This is a genomic window from Stenotrophomonas sp. CASM101, from assembly GCF_049384845.1.
Classification (GTDB): domain Bacteria; phylum Pseudomonadota; class Gammaproteobacteria; order Xanthomonadales; family Xanthomonadaceae; genus Stenotrophomonas; species Stenotrophomonas hibiscicola.
This window is the reverse complement of sequence record NZ_JBMRFR010000004.1, coordinates 251,629-278,036: the sequence shown is the minus strand read 5'-3', so window position 1 is coordinate 278,036 and position 26,408 is coordinate 251,629. Positions and strand designations below refer to the sequence as shown.

Here is a 26,408-nt window from a genome sequence, read left to right as displayed (position 1 = left end):
AGCGCACACGAGCAAGGCGCGACCGAGCCCCCATGGGTGAGGGCGCTTCGCTTGCGAAGCATTGCTTCGCAAGCGCCCGAACGCCCAGCCGCCAGCGGCTGGGCCGGACTGGGGATTCACGGCGTCCCCCGCAACCGGACCCACCCCGCCTCCCTACAGTAACCCCGCTGTTGCTGTTGCTGTTGCTGTTGCCTCCAGCAGGTGCAGGGCTGCAAGCCCTGCCAAACACCCCCCTACTTCAAACGCAGCAGCAGGCTGCTGCCCGCACACACCACCGCCAACCAGGCCACGCCGTGCCATCCCCATTGCGCCAGCGCCAAGCTGCCCAGCGCACCGCCGGCGGCCATGCCGATGAACATGCCGGTGAACAACAGCGCATTGAGCCGGCTGCGTGCCGGCGGTACCAGGCCGTAGACCAGGGTCTGGTGCGCCACCAGCGCCGACTGGAAGCCGAAGTCGAACAGCAGCGCACTCACCACCAGCAACGGCAGCAGCGCGGTGGCCGGCAACCAGGCTTCGGCCAGCAGCAGGCCGAAGCCCAGCAGCGCCACCGCAATCGCCAGCCGTGCCACCGCATGGCACCCCAGTCGATCAGCAAAACGGCCGGCAAACGGCGCGGCCAGTGCACCGGCCGCACCCGCAATACCAAACGCACCCGCCGCCGCACTACCCAGCCCCAGGCGGGCATGCAGCATCAGCGCCAGGGTCGACCAGAACGCGCTGAATCCCACGGCCAGCAGCGACTGGCTGGCCACCGCACGGCGCAGCTGCGGCTGCTCGCGCCACAACGCCAACAACGAACCCAACAACGCCGGATAGCGCAGCGTGCTGGTCGGCGCGAAGCGCGGCAGCGCACGCGCCATCACCGCGCCCATCGCCGCCACCGATACCGCCGCCAGCACGAACTGCGTGCGCCAACCCCACGCTTCAGCCACCACGCCACTGACCACCCGCGACAGCAGGATGCCGAGCAGCAGGCCGGTCATCACCCGGCCGACGATCTGGCCGCGCTGCGCGTCCGGCGCCAGCACCGCAGCGGCGGGCACGATGTCCTGCGCCAGGGTGGCCGTCAGCCCGACAAGCAGGCTGGCCACCAGCAGGCCCGGCAGCTGCCCGGCCATTGCTGCTGCGCCCAGGGCGAGCGCCAGCAGCGCGGACTTCAACAGGATCAGGTGGCGGCGGTCAAAGCGATCGCCCAGCGGTGCCAGCAGCAGGATGCCCAGTGCGTAGCCGAGCTGGGTCAGGGTTGGCACCAGGCCGGCGGCGCGCTCACCTGCGCCGAGGTCCTGGGCTATCAGGCCCAGCATGGGCTGGCTGTAATACAGCGACGCGACCGAGAAGCCGGCACCGGCAGCCATTGCCAGCACCAACGGGGTGGAAGGTACGGTCGCCGGTGCGGCCGCAACAGACAGCGAGGGGGTAGACATGGGAGAGCCCGGATAGGAAGTGGGCGTATCCTGCCTGTATTCGCCAGACGTCTGTAGTAGGCTCTGGTACATATATTTCATACGCAACATGCATGAATGACCTCGCCACCGGCGCTGATCGCCTGGATCTGCTGCGCACCTTCCTACGCATCGTCGATGCCGGCAGCCTGTCTGCTGCGGCCCTGCAGCTGGGCACCACCCAGCCGACGGTCAGCCGACGCCTGCAGGCACTGGAGCGACAGCTCGGCCTGCGCCTGCTGCAGCGCTCCACCCACGGCCTGCAACTGACCGAGGACGGCCTGCGCTGCCAGCGTCATGCACAACGCGTGGTCGACGAATGGGAGTCGCTGCAGGCCGAACTGAACGGCGAACCGGAAACGCTGCGCGGACGCCTGCGGGTGATGGTGCCGCATGCCTTTGGCCAGGCGCAGCTGCTTCCGACCATGCTCGCGTTCCTCGCCCAGCACCCACAGCTGAGCCTGGAGTGGATCCTGGAAGATCGTCGCCCGGATTTCATCGCCGAAGGCATCGACTGCGCGGTGCGTGTGGGACCGGTCGACGAACCGCGCATGGTGGCACTACCGCTGGCCGAAGTGCCGCGCATCGTCGTGGCAGCGCCCTCGCTGGTGGACGCCACGGCGGTCAGTACGCCGGAACAGGCGCAGGCACTGCCATGGATCTCGCTGGTCACCTACTACCGCGAACGCCTGCTGCTGCATGACGCGCAGGGGCGCGCGCATACCCTTTCGATCAGCCCGCGCCTGCTCAGCGACAACCTGTTCGTGGTGCAGCAGGCTGCACGCGCCGGGTTGGGCGCAGCGGTGGTCTCGGCCTGGCTGGTGGCCGACGACCTCGCCCAAGGGCGTCTGGTGCAGCTGCTGCCGGACTGGCAGGCGCCGGCACTGCCGGTGCATGTCGTGTTTCCTGCCGCGCGCCAGCAGCCGCCGCGGCTGCGCGCCTTCATCGATGCGATGAAGGCCGCACTGCCGCAGCTGCATGGCATGCGGCCGGCACCGCGTTAGGTCATCGGCCGCATCATCCACGCATGGCGTGGATCTACTGCTGATCGCGGGTATGGATGCCCGGACGGCAACCGGTAGATCCACGCCATGCGTGGATTCCGCCCCGCCCCACCCTCAATTGGCCTTCGCCGCCTCGGCATTCCACGCCGCGACCTTGGCCTTGGTGTCGGCCAGCATCCTGTCCAGCGCGGCGCGGTCATACACGTTGCCACGCAGGATGACGCTGTCGATCTTCTCGGTGGCGGCGATGTCCTGCAGCGGGTTGGCGGTCAGCAGCACCAGATCGGCAGCCTTGCCCTGTGCAACGCCACCGTAGCGGTCCATCTGGCCGAACCAGGCCGGGCCGGAACGGGTGGCGGCCGACAGCGCCTGCGGCGCGCTCAGGCCCTCCTTCACGAACAGCTGCAGCTCCTGGTGCAGGGCGATGCCCGGGAAATTGAACGAATTGAGGAAGCCCGCATCGGTACCGGCGATGATCGTCACGCCGGCCTCCTGCAGCATCGGCAGCACCGCGGCCACCTGGTGGTACTGCGCGTGGCGCGCTTCGATCTGCGCCGGCGTCGCCTTCGCCGCGCGGTCCACGCGCCACTGGTAGGTCGCGCGCAGGCCGGGGCCGATGTAGGCCAGGTACGGGTCGTTGGCGTGGTCATCCTGGTCAAGGAAATCGAGGATGCGGCCACCGTTGAGGGTCCGGCCGAGTACAGGAACAGTTCCGGCTTCAGCGTGCTGTCGGTGATCTTCACGAAATCGACCCTGTCGTGCTGCAGTCGGGTGATCGCCTTGTCGACGTCGGTCTCGCTGCCCACTTCGATCGTGCCCTTCCACACCGACTTGATGCCCTCGATCTTCGCGCCGGAACTGAGCAGGCGCGGGCCGAACAGCGTGCCCTTGGCGATTTCGCCACGCCACTGCAGCACCTGCTCGGGCAGATCGCCGGAACAATCACGCACGGTGGTGATGCCGTGCGCGATGTACAGCGGCAGCAGTGCCTTGTTCTCTTCGATCAGCGCCGGGCCACCGCCGAAATGCACGTGCATGTCCCACAGCCCCGGGATCAGGTACTTGCCCTTGGCATCGATCTGGCGGGCCGCGCTCCACTGGCTGCGCAGCTGCGCATCTGGACCGACGGCGACGATGTCCTCGCCGCGGATCACCACGCTCTGCCCGGCCAGGGTGCTGGCGTGCTCGACATCGACCACGGTGGCATTGCGGATCAGCAGGTCGGCGCGCTCGGCGGCAGACGCCGACAGAGGTGCTACCGCAAGGAGGATGGCAAGGGACAACGGACGGGAACGGAACATGGACAGCATCCTGATGGGCACGCCCAGCGTGCGGGTGGAAGGGGTAGCGGTTCAGCGCGCCGCGCCGTGCTGGCGCAGCAGGGTTTCAATGCCGGCATAGCCACGCTGGCGCGCGTGCGCCAGTGGCGTTACGCCATCGCCATCGGCCAGCTCCGGGTCGGCACCGGCCTCCAGCAGCAGCTGCACGATCTGCACATGGCGTTTACCACCATCGCCAAGCAGGATCGCTTCCAGCAGCGCGGTCCAGTGCAGGCGGTTGACGTGGTCCACCGCCACACCTGCACGCAGCAGCATGCGCACGGTGCTGACGTGGCCGCGCTCGGCGGCCGGAATCAACGCAGTGCCCCCATAGCGGTTGGTGCTGCGCAGATCGGCGCCGTGCGCCAGGGTCATCGCCAGGATCTCATCCAGGCCCCGCGCGCCGGCGTACAGGTAGGCGCTGTCCTGCATCGCGTCCTTGGCATTGACGTCGGCACCGGCTTCGATCAGCTCGCGCGCGGCCTCCACGTTGTTGCCGTGCGTGGCCAGCAGCAGCGCGGTGCGGCCCTGGCCATCGCGCGCCTCCAGCGTGGCGCCCTCCTCGATCGCCTGTCGCACCGCATCGGCGTCGCCGCGGCTGGCAGCATCCCGCAGGCGCGCGTCTGCGTCGGCCCGGGACATGGCGGTGCAGGCGGGGGTGACCATGGCCAGCAGGCACAACAGCAGCGCGCGCGCGAAGGGCGCAGGCCAGCCAGCGGAATGATGGACGCGCATGACAGTATCTCCTCGTGTCCGTCGCCACGGAACGCCGTGCGACGGTAGCAACAGCCGCGCATTGCCGGCCCCTGCCCCGCATGGTAGAAGTCGGCCTGGGTATCCAGAAGTGAAATGTTCAAATGCAAGACAGTGCCAAATCGAATAGAACCCTGTTCGAACTGGACCTGCTGCGGGCGCTGGTGATGGTGGCCGACTGCGGCAGTTTCACCACGGCGGCCACGCGCCTGCATTCGACCCAGTCCACGGTCAGCCAGAAGGTGCGGCGGCTGGAGGAACTGGCCGGGCATCGCCTGCTCGAGCGCGGCCATCGCGACGTGCACCCCACCGATGCCGGCCACACCCTGCTCGGCTACGCGCGGCGCATGCTCGACCTGAACGAGGAAATGGCACAGGCGCTGGCCGGCGCGACGGTGGAAACCGCGGTCCGCATCGGCGTACCGGAGGACTTCGTCAACCCGCAGACCACCCGCATGCTGGCCGCCTTCAGCCGTCGCCACCCGCAGGTGAAGCTGGAGATCAGCAGCGGCCTCAGCCGCGACCTGGCGCAGGGCTTCGACCACGGTGAGCTGGACCTGGTGCTGGTCAAGCAACGCCGCAACAGCCGCCAGGCGGTGCATTGCCGGCGCGAGCCGATGCACTGGATCGACAGCCTGCGCAGCAGCTGCCTGCAGCAGGACCCGCTGCCGCTGGTCACCTTCCCGCCGCGCGGACTGTACCGCGACGAGATGATCCATGCCGTGGAAGCGCTGGGCCTGCGCTGGCGCATCGCCTTCACGAGCTCGTCGCTGAGCGGCATCCAGGGCGCGGTGGCCGATGGCATCGGCATCAGCCTGCTGCCACGCCGCGCGGTCAGCCGCGAGCACCGCATCATCGATGGCGAGCGCGAGCTGCCGGTGATCGACAACTACGAGATCGGCCTGCTGCATCGCGCGGACGCTGATGACGCCGTGCGTGCGCTGGCCAGCGAGCTGTGGCGGCAGGTACAGCGCGAACCGGACTGACCACAGTAGATCCACGCCATGTGTGGATCGAAACGACCCTCCGGCATCGAAAAGGGCACTGGTGCGCCAGCAAATACATGCTTGTCGCAAACGGCCCACTGATGGCGTACCCAAAGTCTGGGCGATAGGGTGGTGAACGCCCTTCTCCGGATTACCCCGCCTATGACCAGCACGTACCAGGTTACTTTGACCCCTGCTCCGAAGGACGAAGCCGACATGCGGTTCGATCCGCTGCCACCTGCACTCATCGCGCACATGCAGCAGCAGCGTGCACAGGTTGCTGCCCTCGTCGCATCTGCGTTCCCCACCGTTCCTGTTCAATGGCCGCTGCTGCCGAGCACGCTGCAACGCGTAGTCGATGCAGAACTGATCGATCGCGATGATTGTGACGGTTGGGAAGCACTAGGGGTCGCATTCGGTGACTGTCTAGCACAGCGTGTACCGGAACTTGCCTGGACCCAGGTAACCGATGCCTGGGGCGTCGATGCGGTTCTACGCTATGGAGAGGCCAACAGCATCGTCAGCGCCGTCACCATGTTGATCAAGCGCGTCGAAGAAGGCGAGGCCATCGAGATCAATCATCTGCTTGAAGCCCTCGAGGAGCTCATCATCCAGCAAGCGCTAAAGTCCAACTGAGCCCATGAGAGGACGATTGAGCCGCGCAGAATGACGTATACGGACCTTGATGCTGCACCTGCGGGAGCAATCAGAGTTCGCGCATTGATCATCGATATCTGATCAGACCTGCCGCACCAAGGCACTACATCTCTGGCTACAGTGCCTGTTTCCGTGCTCCACGGCGCCTCGCCATGTCCGACGAAACCCCGACCCGCTTCGATCCCCTGCCTGCAGCCCTGCAGACGCATCTGCAGCACCAGCGTTCGCTGATCGCCGCGCGCGTGGCCGCCGGCTTTCCGACGTTGCCGGTGCAGTGGCCGCTGGCGGCCACCACCCTGCAGCGCGTGGTCGATGCCGAGCTGATCGATCGTGACGACGGCGATGGCTGGGAAGCGCTGGGCGTTGCGTTCGGTGACATCCTGGCCCAGCGCGTGCCGGGCCTGGCCTGGATGCAGGTCACCGATGCCTGGGGCATCGATGCAGTGCTGCGCTATGCCGACAGCAGCCTGCAGATCGGCGCCAGCACACTGCTGCTCAAGCGCGTGGAGCAGGGCGAGGTCATCGACATCGCACATCTGCTGGCGTGGCTTGAGGAATTCATCGCCACCCGCGCCGACGATTACGCCTGAAAGGTCGCCGAGCATGGCTCGGCACTACAGGGGGGTGCGCGGCGTGGATCTAGAGCCAGCGGCCATCAACCACCACGCGGCGCTCCACCGGCACCGCAGCCACCGCGGCCGGGCCGTGGTCGGCGCGCACCGCCACGAACGTAGCCGGCAGGCTTTCGGCAATACCGTAGCGCGGTAGACCGATTACCTGCGCGGCATGGGTGGTGACCATGTCCAGCGCCAGCATCAGGTCGGCATCGGTGTAGAAGCCCGACCGATAGCCGAGCAACATCGCGCGCTGCAGCAGGTCGCCATTGCCATACGGCCACCAGCAGTCGCGGATGTTGTCATTGCCTGCGAACACGCGCACACCGGCATCATGCAGCGCGCGCAGCGGCGGGAACGGATGATCGCCCGGCGCGTTGCTCATGATCGCCACACCCGCCGTGGCCAGTGCTTCGCCCACCTGCAGCGCGCGCGCCAGCGGCACTTCGCCCAGCGAATAGGCATGGCTGACCGCAACCCGCCCCTGCAGGCCGGCAGCCCGCGTCCGCGCCGCGATGCGCAGCAGCTGGGCCAGGCCGGTTTCGCCGGGCTCGTGCAGATGGATGTCCAGCTGCACGCCGTAACGCTCGGCCAGGCCGAACAGCAGCGCCAGCTGGCCTTCGGCATCACCATCGAGCGTGGTCGGGTCGATGCCGCCGAGCACCTCCACGCCCGCGGCAAGCGCCTGCTCCAGTACGGCGGCGGTGCCGGGACAGGACATCACCCCGGCCTGCGGAAACGCCACCAGCTGGATCCGCATGATGTCGGCGCAGCGCAGTGCCGCCTCGCGCACCGCTTCGAGATGGCCGAGACCGGTGCTGCCGTCGATATCGACATGGCAGCGCATCGCCACCGTACCGAAAGCACTGCATTGGCGGATCAGCGCCTCGGCACGGTCCACCATCGGTGCCGCACCCGCCACCGCCGCCTTCTCCACCGCCAGCCGCTCGCGCAGGCTGTTCACCGGCTGGTGCGGGTGCCAACGGTCGCCGACGAAGCTCTTGTCGAGGTGAATGTGGCCGTCGACCAGCCCGGGCAGCACCGCGAAGCCCTGCAGGTCGACGCATTCCGCCCCGTCGGCTGGCGCCGCCTCGCCATTAAGCCCCCTGATGCGGCCATCACGGATATGGAAATGCAGTGGCGCACCGTCGCGGTCGACACCGCCATGGACGAACTGGAGGGTCATCGGGAACTCCCGGAATGCCAAGAATGGCGCCATCGTGCGCCTCGCCGCAGCCATCGGCCAACGAAATATCTGGATGGCACGCATTCACCAGAACGATGACTGCCCTGCGACAACCGGTCGCAGCCACGCCGTGCACACCCCTGAACGGGTAACATGGGCGCCTGTTTCCGCTGTGATGCCGCATGGGCCCGTCCGACCGCCACGATCGTCTCCGCCGCTGGCAGGCCGCGTCCCTGCTTGCCGCCGCCCCGATCGCCAGCCTGTCCGCCACTGATGCGGCGACCGCTGCGCCGCTGCAGTCGCCGCCGGGCCAGCAGCGCATTGCCCCGGCTGCACTGGTCGAGCGCCTGCACCAGCGCGTGCTGTCCGGGCAGAGCGCCACTGCCACGCTGGAATACTGGTGCGCCGAGCACGGCCTGGCCGAACTGGCGCGGGTGCGCGCGGTGCGTGTGCACGGCCAGGACAAGCCTGCCCCCGCCGATGTGCTGCAGGCGCTGGGTGCGAAGCCGGGTGCCGACCTGCGCTATCGCCGCGTGCAGCTGGTCTGCGGCAGCCGCGTGCTGTCCGAGGCCGACAACTGGTACCTGCCCGGCCATCTCAGCCCGGCCATGAACCAGGTGCTGGACAGCACCGACGAACCCTTCGGTCGCGTGGTCGGCCCGCTCGGTTTCCAGCGCCAGACCTTGGCCGACCAGACGTTCTGGCCGCCGCGGGGCGAAGGCGACCGCGGCGTGATCCTGGAGGTGCGTGCCCTGTTGCGCGACCGCCAGCAGCAGCCTTTCAGCTACGTCATCGAGTCGTACCTGCAGCAGGCACTGCCCTAGGCCGCCGGCGCGCGCCATCACAGCGGATAGGGACACAGCAGAAGGCCCGGCATTGCCGGGCCTTCTGTCTGCCCGCCCGATCAGCGGAACCGGTAGTCCAGCTGCACCCAGTACTGGCGGCCATACGGGTCGTAGTTGCCGACCGGGTAGAACGGCCAGCCGCCACCGTTCCTGTCCGCCGGCGGGCGGCTGTCGCGCAGGTTGTTGACGATCACGCCCACCGACAGGTTCTCGCCGAACTGGCGGAACACGCTGGCGTTGTAGGTCATGTACGGCGCGATGCGGCCACTGCCATCGGTCTTCGGCAGCGAGCCGAAGCGGTTGCCGTACAGCGTAGTGGTCCAGTCACCCTGGTTCCAGGTGATGCTGCCGTTGGCCTTGCTGCGCCACTGGTAGTCATCCAGCGAATTGCGGATGTCACGCTCCGGATCATCGGAGAACTGCCGGTACTTGTGCTCCAGCACCACGGTGTAGGCCAGGCGCGTGGTGAACCGGCCATAGTGGCCGGCATCGAAACGCCAGTTGCCCTTCAGGTCCAGGCCGCGCACCGATTCGGAGGCCGCGTTGATCGGGTTGATCAGCACGCGGGTTACCTGGTCCGGCTGCACCGTGGCATTGGACGGGTTGCGGATCACCCGCGACAGCGCGTCCTGGCACAGCGGTGAACCGATATCGCGTGCTTCGCCACCCAACGTGCGGCCCAGGCGGCAATCGGCTTCATCACGAAGAATACGGCTGGTGTCGAGGCTGGTGACCTCATTGTCGATACGGATGTCGTAGTAGTCAGCACTGAAATCCAGCCCGGACAGCGGCGACCAGACCACGCCGAAACCATAGGATTTGGCGGTTTCCGGCTGCAGCTGTGCGTTGGCGCGGTTGCTGTAGTCGATCGACAGGCCGTTGTAATCGCAGTTGTCATACGACTGGCCTGCGGTGCGGCAGCGCCAGTAATCGGTCATGCCCGGGTTGTAACCACGCGTCTCGGTCGCGAACACGTAGTTCATGTCCGGCGCCCGGAAGCTGGTGGCAGCGGTACCACGGATCAGCAGGCTCTCGATCGGGCGGAACTCGACGCCGAAGCTCCAGGTCGCCTTGCCGATGTGCTCACCACCGGCACGGTACTGGTCATAGCGCCCGGCCAGGGTGGTGGTGAGCGACTGCAGCAACGGCAGCTGCAGCTCCACACCTGCGGCGTAACGGTCACGCTCGCCACCGGCGCCGACGCCTGCACTGGTGTTCCAGAACTCGCCGGTTCCCAGTCGCGGGTCCGGTCGATTGCGATAGCCCTGGCTGCCAGCCTCGACCACCGCGGCCAGCGCAGCGTCGCCACCGGGCAGTGCGAACAGCCGGCCGTTGACGCTGGCGCTGAAGGTCTGCAGCCACGCCGCGTTGCGGCTCTCCTGGTAGCCGGACAGGCTCTGGTACTCGTTCGGGCTCAGCGGCTGGAACAGGCGCGCCGGATCCGGCGCATAGACCTCTACGCCATTGCGCACGCCCAGCTTCGGGCCAAGCAGGTATTCGTTGATACCGGCCAGCAGCACCGGGCGGCGGGTGCGGTTCTCGTAACGCGAGCGGCTGTACACCGCCTCATAGTCCCAGCCACTGTCGCCGATCTGGCCGCGCGCGCCGACGTTGAATGACCACGAGTTTTCCAGGAAGCGGTTGGCGTTGCGCGGCAGGCCACCGATTTCCTCGGGCGCAAAGCGGCGGTACCAGCTTTCCAGGTTGCCGGTGGTCTGGTTGTAGAAGTAGTTGCGCGCCGAGGTCCAGGTGGGCGCACGGGTGTTGTTGGTGATGCGTGCACTGCCCACGGCCAGATCGGCGAACAGGTCGGTGGTCTCGTTGACGTGGAAGGTCAGCAGGCCGTAGCCGTTGAGGTTGCGCTTCTCGGTCTGCACCGTCCAGTAGCTGGCGGCGGCCTCGTTGCTGCCGCAGTACCAGCCCTGGCGCGGGTTGAAGGCACGGAACACGCTGCCGCCATAGATGTCCGACGCCGCGTCGCAGCCATTGGCGCCCGGATCGATGTTGCGACCGGTAGCGGCGTTGCGGCGATACGCGATCGCGGTCGCCTGCGGCGCCTTGCCGGCGGGGTCATCATCCAGCGAGTCCATGAAATCGCGCTGGCGCGCATGGATCGCCTTGCGCACGTCGAACTCGAAGCCGAACAGGGCATCCCAGCGCTCGCCGGAACTGCCACCCACAACCTGCGCGCGCTGGTTGTCACCCCCGCCCTGCTGGGTGCCGCCGGCCCGCACGTTCACGTCCACGCCCTCAAAGCGGTCCTTGAGGATGATGTTGACCACACCGGCGATGGCATCGGAGCCGTACACCGCCGACGCACCGGCCGCCAGCACCTCGATGCGCTCGATCAGCGCACTGGGGATGTTGGCCAGGTTGACCACGTTCACCGAGCCCTCGTAGGCCAGCGGATAGTCGGCCTGGCGGCGGCCGTTGACCAGCACCAGCGTGCGGTTCGGGCCCAGCCCGCGCAGGTTGATGGTGTTGGCGGCCGGGGTGAAGGTATTGCCGAAGTCCTCGCCCTGCACGTTGCCGGTGTTCTCGGTCAGCGCGCTCAGCGCATCGAAGGCATTGCGGTAGCCCTGCGCGTCGATCTGCTCGCGGCTGATCACCGTCACCGGCGAGGGCCCCTCGACACTGGCGCGCGGAATGCGCGAGCCGGTGACCTTCACTTCCTGCAATGTGGTGGGCGCGCTTTCCTGCGCGAAGGCCGGCAGCGAAACCAGCATCAGGGACGACAGTGCGAGCACCAGCGGACGCGGGCGCAGCGCCTTGGGGGAGGCGGACATGGGCTTCCTGGGGGGAGTTGGGCGGGTAGTAGCGGGAGCGGCCTGTGGGGCACATAACGATCCCGTAACGAAAGTGTCCTGAATGGGTGGTTTCAACGGAAATGACCAGGCCTGATGGCCTTATGCCTGAACCGAATCAGTCCCCCGGCGCCGCTCACCGCATTTTTGCAATGTTTTGAATGGTGCAGGGGGGCGGGCACGGCCATCGTGCCGGGGATGATGATCCCGTATCCCACCCCGCTTCTCCCCCCGTTGCGGCCGGTGCTGCGCCGTCACCTGCTGCAGCTGCAGGCCGCACCGGTCACCCTGCGCCCGTTCCAGCGTACCGACCTGCCGCGCTGGCGCCTGTTCGATGATCGCCGCCGGCGCGGCCGACGCCATCCGGCGGGTATCGACGAGGAAGCCCGCTTCCTGGCCCACATGCACCGTTCGCGGCTGGAGCAGGACAACGATCAGCTGATGCTGGGAGTATTCGATGACGAGCACGGCACAGTACTGGACCAGTTGCATGTCCGCCTGCAGTGCGTGCAGACGCGCTGCGCCGAGCTGCTGTCGCTGCAGCATTGGCACCCGCACGCGGATGCAGCGCTGCGGGCGCTGTGCCCGTTCCTTTTCGAGGATGTGGGCGTGCACCGCCTGTTCGTGATGCTGCCACCGGACTGCAGCAGCCCGTTCGCCACTGCACTGCACGCCTTCGGCTTCGAACAGGAAGGGCTGCTGCGCGACCATCACCTGGATCTGGACGGTTGGCAGGATCGCCAGCTGCTGGCGCTGACCGCGCCGGTCTGGCGCAGCCGCCAGCACCCCGAGAGTTAGCGGACCCGCTCCAGCGATGCACCTGCGCCGGTCAGCACTGCGCAGGCGTGGTCCTGCAGCTCTTCAGCGCTGGCCTCGTTACCGGTGCCGGGGTCCACACGGGTGGCCAGCAGGATGAAGCCGGGGCCACCCTGCACGGGTTCCCGGCCGGCCACCACCAGGCTCCACTGGCCCACGTCGCCCACGCCGGCGAGGTCATAGGCCAGCAGATTGAGCGGATTGGCGGTCAGTTCCGCGCCCGGCAACAGGCGGGCCTGGTACTGATGACCACGCAGCGGCACCGGCAGCGGTGCCCAGCGGCTGCCCAGGGCAACGGCATGCGCGTCCAACGCCTGCAGCACGTCGGCACGCAGGCAATCCACGTGGATGTGCAGCTGGTGCTGCGAGCGGCCGTGCGGCGAGTTCAACGCCAGGCTCGCGACGTTGCGCGGCAGCGGTTGCCGCAAGGCCTGCTCGGTGTGGCTGCGCGCCTGCCAGGCCGCAGCGAAGTAGTTCGGTGCACCGCGCTGGTACAGGCTGCGGCTCTCGATACCGCTGACCTTGTCCAGCGGCATCAGCAGGAACTGGTAGTCGCCGTGCGCATCCTTGACCAGCACATCGCGGCGGTCTGCGGCCGTCTCCACGCGCAGGCAGTCGCCGCGTGGACCTTCGGCGCCCCGGCAGTCACGTTCGATCAATCGCCACAATGCATCGGAATGGGCCGGCGGTGGCGGCGCACTGGCACAGGCGGACAACAGCAGCAGGGACGACAGCAGGAAGCGGCGCAGGGACACGGCAACGACTCACGGAGCAGGCACGGCAGACAGCGCCGCGCTGCATTCTAGCCAGTGCGAAGCTGCAATCAGTAGGTGCCGAACGGCACTTCAACCACGATCGGGGCGGCACCCTCGCCGGCCTGCAGGCTGTAGCGGTCCAGCGCCCCATCGTCATCGGCGTGCGGCTGGCGCTGGAAATGCAGCGGGTAGCGGGTGTCCCCCAGGCGCACGGCGCTGCCGTCGGCCTCCAGCGCTGCACCTTCCGGAATCAGCAGCCCGCCCAGGTCACTGTACGCGCCAGGCACATCGGCGAAGCTGTAGTCGGCCAGCTCGTCAACCCGCTGCATCGCATAGACGTGCGGCACATAGGGACGTGCGGAGCTGCGGCCATTGCTCAGGTCGGTCACCCAGGCCTGCGGCAGGTGGTACTGCTCGCGCAGCGCGGCCACGCCCAGCGAGGGGCTGGCCACCTGCAGGCAGCACACCGTGCGCTTGCCCTCACGGTCAAGAATGGCGAAACGGTCACCGCGGGTGGCCGCCTGCGGCAGCATGGCGAAGGCCAGGTTACGCTGGGCCGGCGCGTAGCCGGATTCGGTCTGCAGGTTGCGCCAGGCGCCGAATACCGGGGTTTCGACCGGCGCGGGTTCCGGATCGGCAGCGGAGGCGGCAAACGCCATGCCCAGCAACGACAACACCAGCGCCGTCATCGTCTTGTCCTTGCCGCGGAAACTGCCTGCCGTCATACCGTACCCAACACCTGCGCCGGAAGGGCCCGGCCTGCCTGCTGGCGTACTGCCAGCCATTGCTCCCACTATGCAATGACCACGCTGTGCCGGCAATGACCGGATCGCTGACGCCTTTCGCACGCCCGGTGCTATCGTTCCCGTCATCTTCCCCTGCGCAGGAGCGCTCGCATGTCCGCATTCCGTCTGTCCCTGTTGCTGCCAGCCTCTGCCCTGCTGCTGTCGGCCTGCGTCAGCACCCCTGGCCCGGAAGTCAAAGGCAGCGGCCGCTGCGACGCCAGCCAGCTGGGCTGGGCGATCGGCCAGCCGGCCAATGAGCCCAACATCCGCCGCCTGTCCCGCGAGAGTGGTGCCGGCCTGGTCAACCCGATCGGCCCCAGCACCATCACCACCAAGGACATCCGCCAGGACCGCCTGCGCGTGTTCGTGGACAAGGACAACGTCATCACGTCCACGCGCTGCGAGTAAGCGCCGCCACAGGCTTCTGTAGAGCCGAGCCCACGCTCGGCTGCTCTCTGGTCCGGCCACGCGAGAACCCCAGTCGAGCATGACTCGACTCTACACTTCAGGGTTCGGTATAGCCGGCACAGTCCGGCAGCGCCTGGTCCGGGTGGAACATCCCCGCCCCGAAGCGGAACAGCCGCGTGTAGGTACACGCAGGGTCCTGTTCGGTGCGCAGATCCTGCTTCTTCAGCGGCCCCTTGGCCAGCGAATCCTCGAAGCGCGAAACACCGGCCGGGAACCGGGTCGCCACGGTCTGGTAGCGCAGCACCGGCATACCCTCGGCAGCCGTGTCCAGCGCCAGCCTCGCCGAGAAGCCGTATTCGTCGTGGCAAGCACCGGCGCGCTGCCTGATGTCCTGCTCGCTGAAACAGGCGCGGATCATCGCATTGCCCAGCCATGGCACGGTCAGCACGTCGTCGTCCACCTGGATGTCGTTCTGCAGGTGGCGCACGCGTGCCAGCTGCAGCGTGGACGCGTCGGCACCTCCACCGGAGTACATGGTGCTGAACTTGACGATGCCGCCTACCAGCACATTCTGGTGAGCGCGCTGCTGCGGGTCGGTCACCGGTTCATCGCTGCCCACGCCAGGGGCCAGCCGCACGATCCATGGCCACAGCGACAGCTCGCTTTCCTGCGGCACGTCGATGCTGACGTGGTAGGTGTGCGGCTTGCCCCGGCCCTGCACCTTCTCAAGCACTTCCAGCACGCTCGGCCGGTCACCCTCCTCGGCAACCGGTTGCACGCGCATGCACCAGTTGCCGTCCCGCGTGCAGTCATAAAGCCCCGACGGTCCAGTCTCACCCGCGATCAGCACCTGTCCCAGCGGCTCCATCACGTTGCCGGCGGTATCGCGCTGCTGCGGCAGGATCGCGCTCTGGGCCAGTGCCAGCAGCGGGGTCGCCAGCAATGCGACGCCCATGGTCGTGCGGGCAACGATGATGGGCATTGAGGAGATTCCTGCTCGTGGGATCCAGATGGTAACCGCTGCCGTTGTAGAGTCGAGCCATGCTCGACTGCTGTCTGTCGGAAAGAGCAGCCGAGCATAGGCTCGGCTCTACAGCAAAGCCAGTTTGTATCCGTCAATGCCCACTACAGTCGCAGCCACCCCACCCCTTGGCCTTCGAGGTCTGGCCGATGCCGGGATTGAACGTATTGCTCGGGTCCAGCTGCCTGTAGAAGCCCGCCAGCGCCGGCTTGGCCGGATACAGGTGGCCGACATTGTGCTCGGCCGGATACTCGGCGCCCCGCTGGTCCAGCAATGCCCACATCGCATGCTCGATCGCCATCGGGTCTTCACCTTTGCGCGCGATGTAGTCCTGGTGGAACACGTGGCAGAGGAAGTGCCCGTAATACAGCTTGTGCAGCAGGCGGCCTTCGATATCCGCCGGTAGCTGCTCGAACCAGTCGGCGTCGTCACGTCGCAGCGCGATGTCCAGCGCGACGATGTCCTGCACCTGGTCACGATGCACTTCACGGTAGCGCACTGCGGCACCGGCCACGGCAAAGCGATGCAGGAACGCCTTGCGCCCCTCCTCTGCCGTGCAGTGGAAATACCCGCCTTCGTGGCCAGCGAAGAAGTCGCGCAGCCAGGCTTCGGTTTGCGCTGCGTCCTGTGCGGACACCTTCAGCAGCAGGTGATGCTCATAGCGCTGGCGGAACTCGCCCATGCGCTTGGGCAGGTGCGAGGGCAGCAGGCCCGTCAGCACCTGCATCACACGGTCGGTCACGCCGCGCAGGCCCAACCGCTCGAACCAGCCATCGACACGGCTCTTCAACGCGAACGCGGCGGGCACGCGGGAAGTGCCAAGGCGGTCGATCAGCAGGAAGCTGTCCTTGCCGTAGCGCTCGCCGATGTCATAGGCATCGCGGTGGATGTACTCACCGGCAATCGGCAGGCGCTCGAAGCCGGTCAGCAGCTGGCGCCGGATCGCCGTGAGGCTGCCGGTGCGGTTGCTACCGATGTAGAAGACCTCGGCGGCCTCCTTCTCGAAGGTATCCAGGCGCACCGCGAACACCGCCAGCTTGCCGGCCGAACCGGCCGCTTCGTAGTGGCGACTGGGATCGGCGTTGAAACGTGCGGGGGTATCGGCATCGACCTTGCGCACTTCCTCGGCATAGCGTGAATCGGAAGCCGCACGGCCGTCGCCATTGCCCACGTCGGCGGCCGTGTAGTCACCGGCCTGCAGGCGCTGCAGGATCTGCTCGGGCGTATCACCCAGCGCGATGTCCAGATGATTGACCAGCTGCAGCTGGCCCTGCGCATCGACCTGCGCATACAGTGCCAGCTCGGTGTAGGCCGGGCCACGGCGAACCAGCGCACCGCCGGAGTTGTTGCAGATGCCGCCCAGCACCGAGGCACCGATGCAGGACGAGCCGATCACCGAATGCGGTTCGCGACCCAGCGGGGCCAGCGTCTGCTCCAGGCGGTCCAGCGTGGCACCCGGCAGGCACAGCACCTGGCGGCCTTCGTTCAACAACTGGATGCCGGTCAGGCGCAGCGTGCTGACCAGCACGATCGGCCGGCCATAGTCATCGCCGTCCGGGGTCGAGCCGCCGGTCAGGCCGGTGTTGGCCGCCTGCAGGATGATCGCCGCGCCGCCCTGCACCGCTGCCTGCAGCACGTGCCACAGTTCCAGCAAGGTACCCGGACGCACCACCGCCAGTACCGGGCCATCGCCGAAGCGGTAGCCGCGACGGAAGCGGCGCGTGGCCTTGTCGCCGGTCAGTACATGGCGGCTGCCGACCGCGTCGCGCAACTGTGCCAGCACGGCATCGTGGCCACTCATGGCAGGCTGACCAGCGAATCGCGGCCGATGTCGGCGATGCGGCGCGCGCCGGTCAGCGTCATCGCCACGCGCATTTCCTTGGCGATCAGGTCCAGCAGGTTGGCCACCCCGGCTTCGCCCTGCGCAGCCAGCGCATAGACGAAGGCGCGACCCAGCAGCACGGTATCGGCACCCAGCGCCAGCATGCGCACCACGTCCAGGCCGGTACGGATGCCCGAATCGGCGAGAATCTTCAGGTCGCCCTGCACCGCGTCGGCGATGGCCGGCAGTGCGCGTGCGGTGGACAGCACGCCGTCCAGCTGGCGGCCACCGTGGTTGGAGACCACGATGCCATCGGCACCGAACTTGACCGCATCACGCGCGTCATCCGGGTCGAGGATGCCCTTGATCACCATCGGGCCCTTCCAGAATTCGCGGATCCACTCCAGGTCCTTCCAGGAAATGGAGGGATCGAAGTTGCTGCCCAGCCAGCCGATGTAGTCCTCCAGCCCGGTCGGGTTGCCGCGGTAGGTGGAGATGTTGCCCAGGTCATGCGGGCGCCCGAACAGGCCCACGTCCCACGCCCAGTGCGGATGGGTGATGGCCTGGCCGATACGGCGCAGCGAGGCGTTCGGGCCGCTCATGCCGGAGTGCGCATCGCGGTAGCGCGCGCCCGGCACCGGCATGTCCACGGTGAACACCAGCGTGGTCACGCCCGCGGCCTGCGCCCGCTCCAGCGCGTTGCGCATGAAGCCACGGTCGCGAAGCACATACAGCTGGAACCACATCGGCCGCTGGATGGCCGGTGCCACTTCCTCGATCGGGCACACCGATACGGTGGACAGGGTGAACGGGATGCCGCGGCTGTCGGCCGCGCGCGCCGCCTGTACCTCACCGCGCCGGGCATACATGCCGGTCAGGCCGACCGGCGCCAGCGCCACCGGCATTGCCAGCTTTTCGCCGAACAGCTCGGTTTCCAGGCTCAGGTCGGACATGTTGCGCAGGATGCGCTGGCGCAGCGCGATGTCGGACAGGTCGGAAACGTTGCGCTTCAGCGTGTGCTCGGCATACGCGCCGCCATCGATGTAGTGGAACAGGAACGGCGGCAGCCGGCGCTGCGCTGCGGCACGGTAATCGGTGGAGGCGGAGATGATCATGGGGTCAACCGTGTGGGGAAGGCAGGCGCGAGGCCCGCGCACGCCGGGCTTCGTTGTCATCGAGGGTGCGCAGCGTGGTGTGCACGAATTCGAGGTGGGCATGCGCGGCGGCGCGCGCGCGTTCGGGGTCGCCCGCCAGCACCGCGTCCATCATCTCGCGGTGCTGGTCGGACAAAGGCGAGAAGGTCCTCGCCGAGGTGTAGAGCTTTTCGCGGCTCTGCGAGATGTTGGTCTGCAGCAGTTCGAACAGCCCGCGCATCACCTGCAGCAGCACCAGGTTGTGTGAGGCCTCGGCGATGGACAGGTGGAAGGCCGCGTCGGCCTCCGCCTCGCCGGTGGGGTCGTCCTTGCCGTGCGCGTCCATCATGGTCTGGAAGGCCTGTGCGATGCGCGCGCGGTCCTCGTCGGTGGCACGCAGCGCCGCATGCCAGGCGGTGGCACCTTCCAGCGCGTGGCGGATCTCCAGCACGTCGAAGCGGTATTCCGGGTCGCCCTGGAACAGCGGCAGGTACGGCGCCAGCGGTTCATCCAGCGCCTGCCGCGCGCGCGCCGCAGGCTCGGCCACGTAGGTGCCGCCACCGACCCGTGCGGTCAACAGACCCTGGCTGGCAAGCTGCGCGATGGCCTCGCGCAGCGCGGTGCGCGAGACCCCCAGCTGCACCGCCAGGGTGCGCTCGGCCGGCAGCCGGTCGCCCGGCCGCAGCTGTTGTTCCTGCACCAGGCCGCGCAGCTGCGCAGCCACCTTGTCCGAAATACGTTGCGTGCTCATGGCGCCATTGTGGCCCGAAGCGCGCAGCGGGTGGTCGGCCAGCCGCGCATGGCTCAGGGAATCATCCAGGTCAGCCAGTAAGCCTGGGCCAGGGTGATCAGGCCGACCATGGTGGTGAAGATCAGGCTGTGCTTGACCGTGAAGCGGAACAGATCCGATTCCTTGCCGGCCAGGCCGACTGCCGCGCAGGCAATGGCGATCGACTGCGGCGAGATCATCTTGCCGGTGACACCACCGGTGGTGTTGGCCGCTACCAGCAGCACGTCGGACACGCCGATCTGCTGTGCGGTGGTGGCCTGCAGTGCCGAGAACAAGGCATTGGACGAGGTGTCCGAGCCGGTCAGGAACACGCCCAGCCAGCCCAGAAACGGTGAGAAGAATGGGAACGCGTCGCCGGTGTGCGCCAGTGCCAGCGCCAGCGTCGCCGACAGGCCCGAATAGTTGGCGATGAAGGCGAAGGCGAGCACCATGCCGATCGAGTAGATCGGCATGCGCAGCTCACGCACGGTTTCGCCGAAGGTGCGCAGCGCCGAACGGGCCGGCATGCGCAGCGCGATGATCGCGATCACCGCAGCGAGGATGATCGAGGTACCGGTGGCCGAGAACCAGTCGAACTTGTAGACGGCTTCGTAGCTCAACGGTGCATCCACGATCGGCGGCATCTTCTGCACCATCTGGTCCAGGCCCGGCACCGGGATCTTGAGCACCCAGCTTTCCAGCGGGCCATCCGCCGCGAACAGCGACTTGAACGGCTTGATGCTCCACAGCGTGACCATCGCGGTGAGAATCAGGAACGGCGACCACGCCCTGGCGATCTGGCCGACGCTGTGGCGCGGTGCCTCCAGTGCCTGTGCGGCCGCCTCGGCGCTGGTTTCGGTGTCGAAACGGAAGATCCGTACCGGCTTCCAGCGGCGCAGGAACAGGGTCAGGCACACCAGCGACGCCAGCGACGCGGTGATGTCCGGCAGTTCCGGGCCGATGAAGTTGGAGGTCAGGTACTGCGCGATGGCGAACGAGCCACCCGCAACCAGCACCGCCGGCCACGTTTCCCTGATGCCGCGCCAGCCATCCATGATCGCCATGATCCAGAACAGCACGATGATGGTCAGGAACGGCAGCTGGCGGCCGGCCATCTGGCCGATCTCGAATGCGTCCAGGCCGGTGACCTGCCCGGCCACGATGATCGGAATGCCCATTGCACCGAACGCCACCGGCGCGGTGTTGACGATCAGGCACAGGCCGGCGGCATACAGCGGCTTGAAGCCCAGCCCGACCAGCAGCGCTGCGGTGATCGCCACCGGCGCACCGAAGCCGGCCGCGCCTTCCAGAAAGGCACCAAACGCGAAACCGACCATCAGCATCTGCAGGCGCTGGTCTTCAGTCACGGACAGGATCGAGGCGCGGATGATGTCGAACTGCCCGGTCTTGACCGAAACTTTGTAGAGGAACACCGCACCGATGATGATCCACGCGATGGGCCACAGGCCGTAGACGAAACCGAAGCCGGCCGCGCCCAGCGCCTGCGGCACCGGCATGCGGTAGAACAGCAGGGCCACGCCGAGTGCGATGGCCACGGTGATCGTGCCGGCCAGCCAGCCCTTCATGCGCAGCACGGCCAGGGCAACGAAGAAGAACGCGATCGGCAGCAGCGCGATCAGGCTCGACAACCACAGGTTGCCGGCGGGGTCGTACAGGTGTTGCCAGGGCTGCATGAAGACTCTCGACTGGGGGACGGGTTCAACACCGCAGGGGTGGGCGGTCATGGGCTTCAGCATTATTGGTCGTACCAATAATGGATTTATGGAGCCACTGGACGCAGATTGAACCGCTGATTGCGCGAAGAGCCTATTAGACCATAGGGCTAGAATCAATTATTGGTACGACCATTAAGGCGGTTGAGACAGTGGCGCGCATCCACCACACTGGATCCTGCCCCATCTCTGGTACACGAATGACACTCGCCCCCACCCGCGACCTGCAGTCCATGCAGCAACAGGCAGCTGACTGCCTGGCCGGCTACGCTGAAGCGAACCTTCTCAATCATGCGGGCTTGGATGCGCTCATCGCCCACCTGCGCGCATATCCGGATTCGGGCGAACCCATGGCCCTGCCAGACTGGGATCAGGCAGGCTCAGAGCTTCAGATCGCGGGTCGAGGCGATCCATTGCCGCCATCTCTGTTGGGGCAGATCGCCACAGACAAGCACGAGGAGTTGAATGACCTGATCTGTTCCTGCGTTGAAGTGGGAATCGCAGATCTGTACGGCGCTACGACGGATGTTCCTGACCAGATGCTGGCCAGAGCACTGGCCATCCTGCAGCGCAACACTTCGCAGCAGACCTGACTGCTTCAACTCCGCCTTGGAATCACGATCAGATCCCCCGAAGGGACTCTGATCCCACTCCCTCAACCCCTTAGATCTTCTTCTCCAACCGCCGCATCACCGCCAGCACCAGCACGCACAGCACGCTCACCCCGATGGCGATCACGTACTTGCTGATCCCCACCGCAATCCCGATGGCCGCTGCCATGATCAGCGAGCTGGCCGTGGTCAGGCCGCTGACCTGGTCCTCGCGTGCCCCACGCAGGATGGTGCCAGCGGCAACGAAGCCGACACAGGCCACCACCGCTTCGATCAGGCGCACCGGATCAACCTGCAACAGGTCGCGGTAACGCTCCTGCTGGAAATGCTCGGCCACCGAGTCGCCGAGGCCGACGATCAACGCGGCGGCCCCTGCGATCAGCATGTGCGTACGCAGGCCAGCGGCGTGCTTGCCCATCTCGCGCTCGACGCCGAGCACGCCGCCGAACAGCATCGCTGCGGCAACGCGCAGCAGGATCGAGACATCCTGGGTAAGTTCCATGGGCAGGCTCCGGGAATTTCCCTGAGCGTCGCGTGGAATGCGTGGCACAGAGGTGAAGGCCACCCCACAGTGCGTTCACCCGGTAGCGCCGGGCGATGCCCGGCGACCCCGTAACCCGCGTTCAGCGCATCACTGCGCGAGGTAGCCACCATCGATGGCGTAGTACGTGCCGGTCGCGAACGAGGCATCGTCGCTGGCCAGCCAGGCTACCAATGCGGCCACTTCCTCCGGCGTACCCAGCCGCTTCAACGCGTGCCGCCCTTCCAGCGTGGCGCGCACCTTCGGGTCCATCTTCTCCAGCAGCGGTGTGCTGATGAAGCCCGGCCCCACTGCGTTGACACGGATGCCGTCAGCCGCATGTTCCCACGCTGCGGTCTGGGTCAGCCCGACCACGCCGTGCTTGGCCGCCACGTACGCGGTGGAACCGGCATAGCCCACCTGGCCCAGGATCGAGGCCATGTTGATGATGCTGCCGCCCGTGCCGGCCGCGCGCATGGCCTGGATCTGCGCACGCTGGCACAGGAACACGCTGGTGAGGTTGACATCGATCACGCGCTGCCAGCCATCAATCGGATAATCGCCGCTGCTGGCCGCCGGCCCGCTGATGCCGGCGTTGTTGACCGCCACGTGCAGGCCGTCGAGTTCCTTGATGGTGCGCTGCACCGCCGCCTCCACCGCTGCATCGTCGGTGACGTCCAGCGCGATGCCAATCGCGTGTGCACCGGCATCGCGCAACTGCGCCACGGTGGCATCCACCGCATCCTGCTTCAAGTCCCAGACCGAGATCCGCGCGCCGGACGCCGCCAGGGTCTGCGCCACGGCCAGACCAATGCCGGACACACCGCCGGTCACGATCGCGGTCTTGCCTGTGAGTTGGTAGTCAATCATCTGCGTTCTCCGTCGGTGGGGGTATCTAAGTGGCCTGCAACAGCCAACCGCCCCACCCTACGCGCGCGCCCGTGACGGCCAGGCTGACATCGCATCTTCAGGTGATCGTTCCAGCCATAAGACCTCAACTGAAGTTTATGTATGGAATTACGTACGGATATGCATGCAAACGCCGGCGTATGTTCGGCGGCATTTTCACTTTGGCCGTAATCGCCAATCGTTTTGACCTTATTGAGGTCAAAAGCGCGCGAATCGCGGCGACAATGGGAAACACTTCCAGTTTCTTCGACACATCCAATTCAACCTGTGTTTGCGCAGAGCGATGTCCCGATATTTCACTTTTGCTGATTACCGCCACTTCGGCGAACGCCATGGCTACGACTACCGGATCGAAGGGAGTGAACTGCGCGACGACCAATGGGCAGGGCGTGGCGACGTCCACGAGCAGTCACTGCGCGGCGGCCTGGGCCTGATCGCCTCGGACGTGCACAACCGGTTCACCTACACGGCCACCGCTGTGCACGGTGCCGGCCTGACCATCCGCCTGATGCTGCAGGGCGAAGTGGATGTCCAGTTTCCTCGTCGCAAGGGGTTCACGCTGCGCGCCGGCACAGGCATGACCACCAGCCACCATGAACCTGTTTCCATGGCCGGTCTGCATCCTGGTGGCAGCCACCTGCGCGGGGTCAGCTTGAGCGTACCGGCCGATCTGGACGTGGACATGCTGCGCCTGCCGGCACTGCAACGGGCCCTTCATTCCCCTCTGCAGTGCCGCCACTGGGCCATTCCGCATGCCTTGCTGCCGACGCTCGCCCAATTGTTCGACAGTCCCTGGCAGGACGACATCGATGCGCTGTGGCGCGAAGGCGTGGCCCTGCAGGTGTTGGCCGTCGGCCTCCAGGCCGAGGATATGCAGACCGAGCATGTACGCACGCTGCGCGCCGGCCAGCGCGAGCGGCTGGAGCGCGTGCGTGCCTACCTGCATGACGACCCCAGCCATGCCCACAGCCTGATCGAACTGGCCCAGCTGGCCTGCATGAGTCCCAGTTCGCTGCGCCGCCACTTCGCACAGCAGTATGGAAGCTCGGTGTTCGACTATCTGCACGAACAGCGCATGCGCCACGCCGAACAGGGCCTGCGCGAGGACGGCTGGACAGTTGAACAGGCCGCTGCGGCCTGCGGTTACCGCCATCCCAGTAACTTCGCTGCGGCGTTCCGCAAGCGCTTCGGACTGGTGCCCAGCCGCTGGCGCACGGGCCCATCGAAGGTGGACTGAAGGCCCGGGCCCTGGCAGGTGTCGACCTTGGTCGACACGCTCCTGCGCCATCGCGGATGCCGGCCAGCGGCCGGCACTACCAACGCCGCCGGGCATGGCCCGGCGCTACCGACACCGCACATCCCTGGGTAGCGCCGGGCCATGCCCGGCGTCACCCTGGCCGCTTCAATACACCGGCAGATCGATGTAGCTCGCCTGTGCCGCGCTATGCCAGACCCGCTGCGTGGCCTTCTGGTAATCGCCTGGCTTGGCCAGGTAGATGTTCGGCACGTAAGTCTGCGGGTTGCGGTCATACAGCGGGAAGAGGCTGGACTGCACCTGCACCATCACCCGGTGGCCCTTCTGGAACGTGTGGTTGGCGTTGGGCAGATCGAAGCGATACGGCAGCACCTGGTTGGCGGCCAGCGGCTTCGGATCGCTGAAGCTCTCGCGGTAGCGGCCACGGAAGATCGCCAGCGACACCGGCAACTCATAGCCCCCCATCTCCGGCGTGGACGCTTCCTGGTCCGGATACACGTCGATCAGCTTCACCACCCAGTCGCTGTCGGTGCCACTGGTCGAAGCCTGCAGGTGAACCACCGGCGCGCCGCCGATGCGCAACGGCGCGGTCAGCGGTTCGGTGATGAAGGTCAACACGTCCGGGCGCCCATCGACGAAGCGCTGGTCCTTGACCAGCCAGGTGGTCCACATGTCGCGGTCGCCGAAGCGGATCGGGCGCGGCACGAACGGCACCGGCTTGGCCGGGTCGGACACGTACTCCTCGAAGTCGCCCTCGCCCGCCGCTGGCGCCTGGAACGCCAGCTTGCCGCCGGCACGCAGATACAGCGGCTTGCTGCTGGCGGAACAGCCCTTGTCACAGCTGCGCGGCCAACCCTTCAAGCGGTCCCAGTGGTTTTCGCCGGTGTTGTAGACCAGCACCGGTGGCGTATCGGCCTTCGGCGCGCCATCCACCAGGTACTGGTCGAAGAAGGGCTTGAGCACGTCGCGGCGGAACTGCAGCGCGGTATCGCCGTCGAACTTCAGCGCACCCAGTTCGCTGCCGCTGTAGTTCACCTGGCTGTGTCGCCACGGGCCCATCACCAGGTAATTGCGGTTGTTGCCGCTATCGCGTCCTTCCATCGCCTGGTAGGCGTGGTTGGCACCCCACATGTCCTCCTGGTCCCACAGGCCCTGCAGCCACATGGTCGGCACCTTCAGCGGTGTCTTTGCCATCACCGCGTCCAGCGCCTGGCCCTGCCAGAAGCCGTCGTAGGCCGGATGCTCGACCAGCTTCTTCCACCAGGTCAACTGGTCCACGCCGGTGAAACGCGCGTAGTCGCCTGCCGAGCCGATGCGGAGGAAGGTGCTGTAGTCGTCGTAGCCGAGGCTGGGCAGCGGCGTACCCTTGCCGCGCTTCTCGGTCTGCATGGCGAAATAGTTGAAGTTGACCTGGCGGAACGCACCGTAGTTGAGCCAGTCGTCGCCCATCCAGCCATCAACCATCGGGCTCTGCGGTGCGGCCACCTTCAGTGCCGGGTGCGGGTCGGTCAGCGCCATCACCACGGTGAAACCCTCGTACGACGAACCGAGCATGCCGACCTTGCCATTGCTCTCCGGCACGTTCTTCACCAGCCAGTCGATGGTGTCCCAAGCGTCGGTGGAATGGTCGACTTTGGTGTTGTTCAATGGCCCGCGCAGCGGCCGGGTCATCACGTAATCGCCTTCGGAGCCGTACTTCCCGCGGATGTCCTGGAACACGCGGATGTAACCGCCGTCGACGAACACCTCGTCGCCCTGCGGCAGCAGATCGCGCATGCGCGGCGAATCACTGCGGTTGGCACGGCCCGCAGCGTCGTAAGGCGTGCGGGTCAGCAGGATCGGGGCATTGTGGGCGCCCTTGGGCACCACGATCACCGTATACAGCTTGGTGCCATCACGCATCGGCACCATCACCACGCGCTTGTCGTAGTCACGACCGACATCGGGGGCAACGAAGGGCTTGCCGCTGATGTCCGGGGTCATCGGCGGGGTATCGGCGGCCAGCGCGGTGCTGGACAGGCAAAGGGCAATGGCTACAGCGACGGCACGCACACGCATGGACAACCCCTCCCGGCAGGAAAGCCTCAAGCCTACTCCTGCCCCGGGCCGTGAAGTGTGTGCAGGCTTTGCATTCTGCGGTGGATGCGGGCAGGACTGATGGCACATGTGCCGCTACGTTTGCCGACGACAGGTAGTGCCGGCCGCTGGCCGGCAACTTCATGATCCTGCGGCGCGTTACGACGGTTGCCGGCCAGCGG

Annotated in this window: 23 protein-coding genes and 1 pseudogene; 9 read left to right on the top strand and 15 right to left on the bottom strand. The window is 66.8% G+C overall.

The window, feature by feature from the left end; translation table 11 throughout:
• Positions 1-233: 233 nt before the first annotated feature.
• The gene (locus VG543_RS09645) at positions 234-1,427 is read right to left on the bottom strand and encodes an MFS transporter (protein ID WP_423178365.1); all 1,194 of its coding nucleotides are present in this window, start codon (positions 1,425-1,427) and stop codon (positions 234-236) included.
• Between the two features lie 92 nt (positions 1,428-1,519).
• Between VG543_RS09645 and VG543_RS09640 the strand changes: the two genes are divergently transcribed.
• Positions 1,520-2,449: a LysR family transcriptional regulator gene (locus VG543_RS09640; protein ID WP_206621739.1), complete on the top strand. Its 930-nt coding sequence runs from the start codon at positions 1,520-1,522 to the stop codon at positions 2,447-2,449.
• Between the two features lie 114 nt (positions 2,450-2,563).
• Here the strand turns inward: VG543_RS09640 and VG543_RS09635 are convergent.
• Positions 2,564-3,750 (bottom strand): annotated as a pseudogene (locus tag VG543_RS09635) (amidohydrolase family protein).
• Between the two features lie 51 nt (positions 3,751-3,801).
• Positions 3,802-4,503, bottom strand: coding sequence for an ankyrin repeat domain-containing protein (locus VG543_RS09630; protein ID WP_164145473.1), 702 nt, complete (start codon positions 4,501-4,503; stop codon positions 3,802-3,804).
• Positions 4,504-4,625: 122 nt separating this feature from the next.
• On the opposite strand from VG543_RS09630, the gene VG543_RS09625 reads away from it, so the two are divergent.
• From VG543_RS09625 to VG543_RS09615, 3 genes are all read left to right on the top strand, one after another.
• A complete protein-coding gene (locus VG543_RS09625) occupies positions 4,626-5,507 on the top strand; it encodes a LysR substrate-binding domain-containing protein (protein WP_024957553.1) in 882 nt (293 codons plus the stop codon).
• A gap of 162 nt (positions 5,508-5,669) precedes the next feature.
• Complete coding sequence (locus tag VG543_RS09620) at positions 5,670-6,143, top strand: DUF3806 domain-containing protein (RefSeq protein ID WP_329842039.1); 474 nt, start codon at positions 5,670-5,672, stop codon at positions 6,141-6,143.
• A 173-nt stretch (positions 6,144-6,316) separates the two neighbouring features.
• Positions 6,317-6,754 (top strand): DUF3806 domain-containing protein, encoded by a 438-nt coding sequence (locus tag VG543_RS09615; protein ID WP_329842040.1) that lies wholly within the window; start codon positions 6,317-6,319, stop codon positions 6,752-6,754.
• A gap of 49 nt (positions 6,755-6,803) precedes the next feature.
• Here the strand turns inward: VG543_RS09615 and VG543_RS09610 are convergent, their stop codons facing one another.
• The gene (locus VG543_RS09610; protein ID WP_423178366.1) at positions 6,804-7,964 is read right to left on the bottom strand and encodes an amidohydrolase family protein; all 1,161 of its coding nucleotides are present in this window, start codon (positions 7,962-7,964) and stop codon (positions 6,804-6,806) included.
• Between the two features lie 182 nt (positions 7,965-8,146).
• Between VG543_RS09610 and VG543_RS09605 the strand changes: the two genes are divergently transcribed.
• The gene (locus VG543_RS09605) at positions 8,147-8,788 is read left to right on the top strand and encodes a hypothetical protein (RefSeq protein WP_423178367.1); all 642 of its coding nucleotides are present in this window, start codon (positions 8,147-8,149) and stop codon (positions 8,786-8,788) included.
• An 80-nt stretch (positions 8,789-8,868) separates the two neighbouring features.
• On the opposite strand, the gene VG543_RS09600 is transcribed toward VG543_RS09605, so the two are convergent.
• Positions 8,869-11,595 (bottom strand): TonB-dependent receptor plug domain-containing protein, encoded by a 2,727-nt coding sequence (locus VG543_RS09600; protein ID WP_021204477.1) that lies wholly within the window; start codon positions 11,593-11,595, stop codon positions 8,869-8,871.
• Positions 11,596-11,811: 216 nt separating this feature from the next.
• On the opposite strand from VG543_RS09600, the gene VG543_RS09595 reads away from it, so the two are divergent.
• The gene (locus tag VG543_RS09595) at positions 11,812-12,411 is read left to right on the top strand and encodes a GNAT family N-acetyltransferase (protein ID WP_423178368.1); all 600 of its coding nucleotides are present in this window, start codon (positions 11,812-11,814) and stop codon (positions 12,409-12,411) included.
• Here the strand turns inward: VG543_RS09595 and VG543_RS09590 are convergent.
• Positions 12,408-13,184: a CDP-diacylglycerol diphosphatase gene (locus VG543_RS09590; RefSeq protein WP_423178369.1), complete on the bottom strand. Its 777-nt coding sequence runs from the start codon at positions 13,182-13,184 to the stop codon at positions 12,408-12,410. The two genes, VG543_RS09595 and VG543_RS09590, sit on opposite strands and share 4 nt — an antisense overlap.
• Before the next feature lie 68 nt (positions 13,185-13,252).
• Positions 13,253-13,909, bottom strand: a complete 657-nt coding sequence (locus VG543_RS09585) for a decarboxylase (protein ID WP_165710542.1) — start codon at positions 13,907-13,909, stop codon at positions 13,253-13,255.
• A 171-nt stretch (positions 13,910-14,080) separates the two neighbouring features.
• Between VG543_RS09585 and VG543_RS09580 the strand changes: the two genes are divergently transcribed.
• A complete protein-coding gene (locus VG543_RS09580; RefSeq protein WP_005410030.1) occupies positions 14,081-14,377 on the top strand; it encodes a hypothetical protein in 297 nt (98 codons plus the stop codon).
• 97 nt (positions 14,378-14,474) lie between these two features.
• On the opposite strand, the gene VG543_RS09575 is transcribed toward VG543_RS09580, so the two are convergent.
• From VG543_RS09575 to lldP, 5 genes are all read right to left on the bottom strand, one after another.
• Positions 14,475-15,359 carry a hypothetical protein gene (locus VG543_RS09575; RefSeq protein WP_423178370.1) on the bottom strand — a complete coding sequence of 295 codons (885 nt, stop codon included), beginning with the start codon at positions 15,357-15,359 and terminating at the stop codon, positions 14,475-14,477.
• Between the two features lie 133 nt (positions 15,360-15,492).
• On the bottom strand, positions 15,493-17,199 hold the full coding sequence (gene dld, locus VG543_RS09570; protein ID WP_423178371.1) for a D-lactate dehydrogenase: 1,707 nt from the start codon (positions 17,197-17,199) through the stop codon (positions 15,493-15,495).
• Entirely contained in the window at positions 17,196-18,335 is a 1,140-nt protein-coding gene (lldD, locus tag VG543_RS09565) for an FMN-dependent L-lactate dehydrogenase LldD (protein ID WP_010485059.1), read from the bottom strand. The genes dld and lldD overlap by 4 nt, the downstream gene beginning before the upstream one ends.
• Before the next feature lie 4 nt (positions 18,336-18,339).
• Entirely contained in the window at positions 18,340-19,104 is a 765-nt protein-coding gene (gene lldR / locus VG543_RS09560) for a transcriptional regulator LldR (RefSeq protein ID WP_005417039.1), read from the bottom strand.
• A 53-nt stretch (positions 19,105-19,157) separates the two neighbouring features.
• Entirely contained in the window at positions 19,158-20,816 is a 1,659-nt protein-coding gene (gene lldP / locus VG543_RS09555) for an L-lactate permease (RefSeq protein ID WP_058981825.1), read from the bottom strand.
• Positions 20,817-21,055: 239 nt separating this feature from the next.
• On the opposite strand from lldP, the gene VG543_RS09550 reads away from it, so the two are divergent.
• A complete protein-coding gene (locus VG543_RS09550) occupies positions 21,056-21,448 on the top strand; it encodes a hypothetical protein (RefSeq protein ID WP_049422813.1) in 393 nt (130 codons plus the stop codon).
• A gap of 70 nt (positions 21,449-21,518) precedes the next feature.
• On the opposite strand, the gene VG543_RS09545 is transcribed toward VG543_RS09550, so the two are convergent.
• Both VG543_RS09545 and VG543_RS09540 read right to left on the bottom strand, forming a co-directional pair.
• Positions 21,519-21,968, bottom strand: a complete 450-nt coding sequence (locus tag VG543_RS09545) for an MgtC/SapB family protein (RefSeq protein WP_423178372.1) — start codon at positions 21,966-21,968, stop codon at positions 21,519-21,521.
• A 129-nt stretch (positions 21,969-22,097) separates the two neighbouring features.
• Complete coding sequence (locus tag VG543_RS09540; protein WP_423178373.1) at positions 22,098-22,856, bottom strand: SDR family NAD(P)-dependent oxidoreductase; 759 nt, start codon at positions 22,854-22,856, stop codon at positions 22,098-22,100.
• 322 nt (positions 22,857-23,178) lie between these two features.
• On the opposite strand from VG543_RS09540, the gene VG543_RS09535 reads away from it, so the two are divergent.
• Positions 23,179-24,132, top strand: a complete 954-nt coding sequence (locus tag VG543_RS09535; protein WP_423178374.1) for a helix-turn-helix transcriptional regulator — start codon at positions 23,179-23,181, stop codon at positions 24,130-24,132.
• Positions 24,133-24,297: 165 nt separating this feature from the next.
• Here the strand turns inward: VG543_RS09535 and VG543_RS09530 are convergent, their stop codons facing one another.
• Positions 24,298-26,208 carry a CocE/NonD family hydrolase gene (locus VG543_RS09530; protein WP_423178375.1) on the bottom strand — a complete coding sequence of 637 codons (1,911 nt, stop codon included), beginning with the start codon at positions 26,206-26,208 and terminating at the stop codon, positions 24,298-24,300.
• Positions 26,209-26,408: the final 200 nt, after the last annotated feature.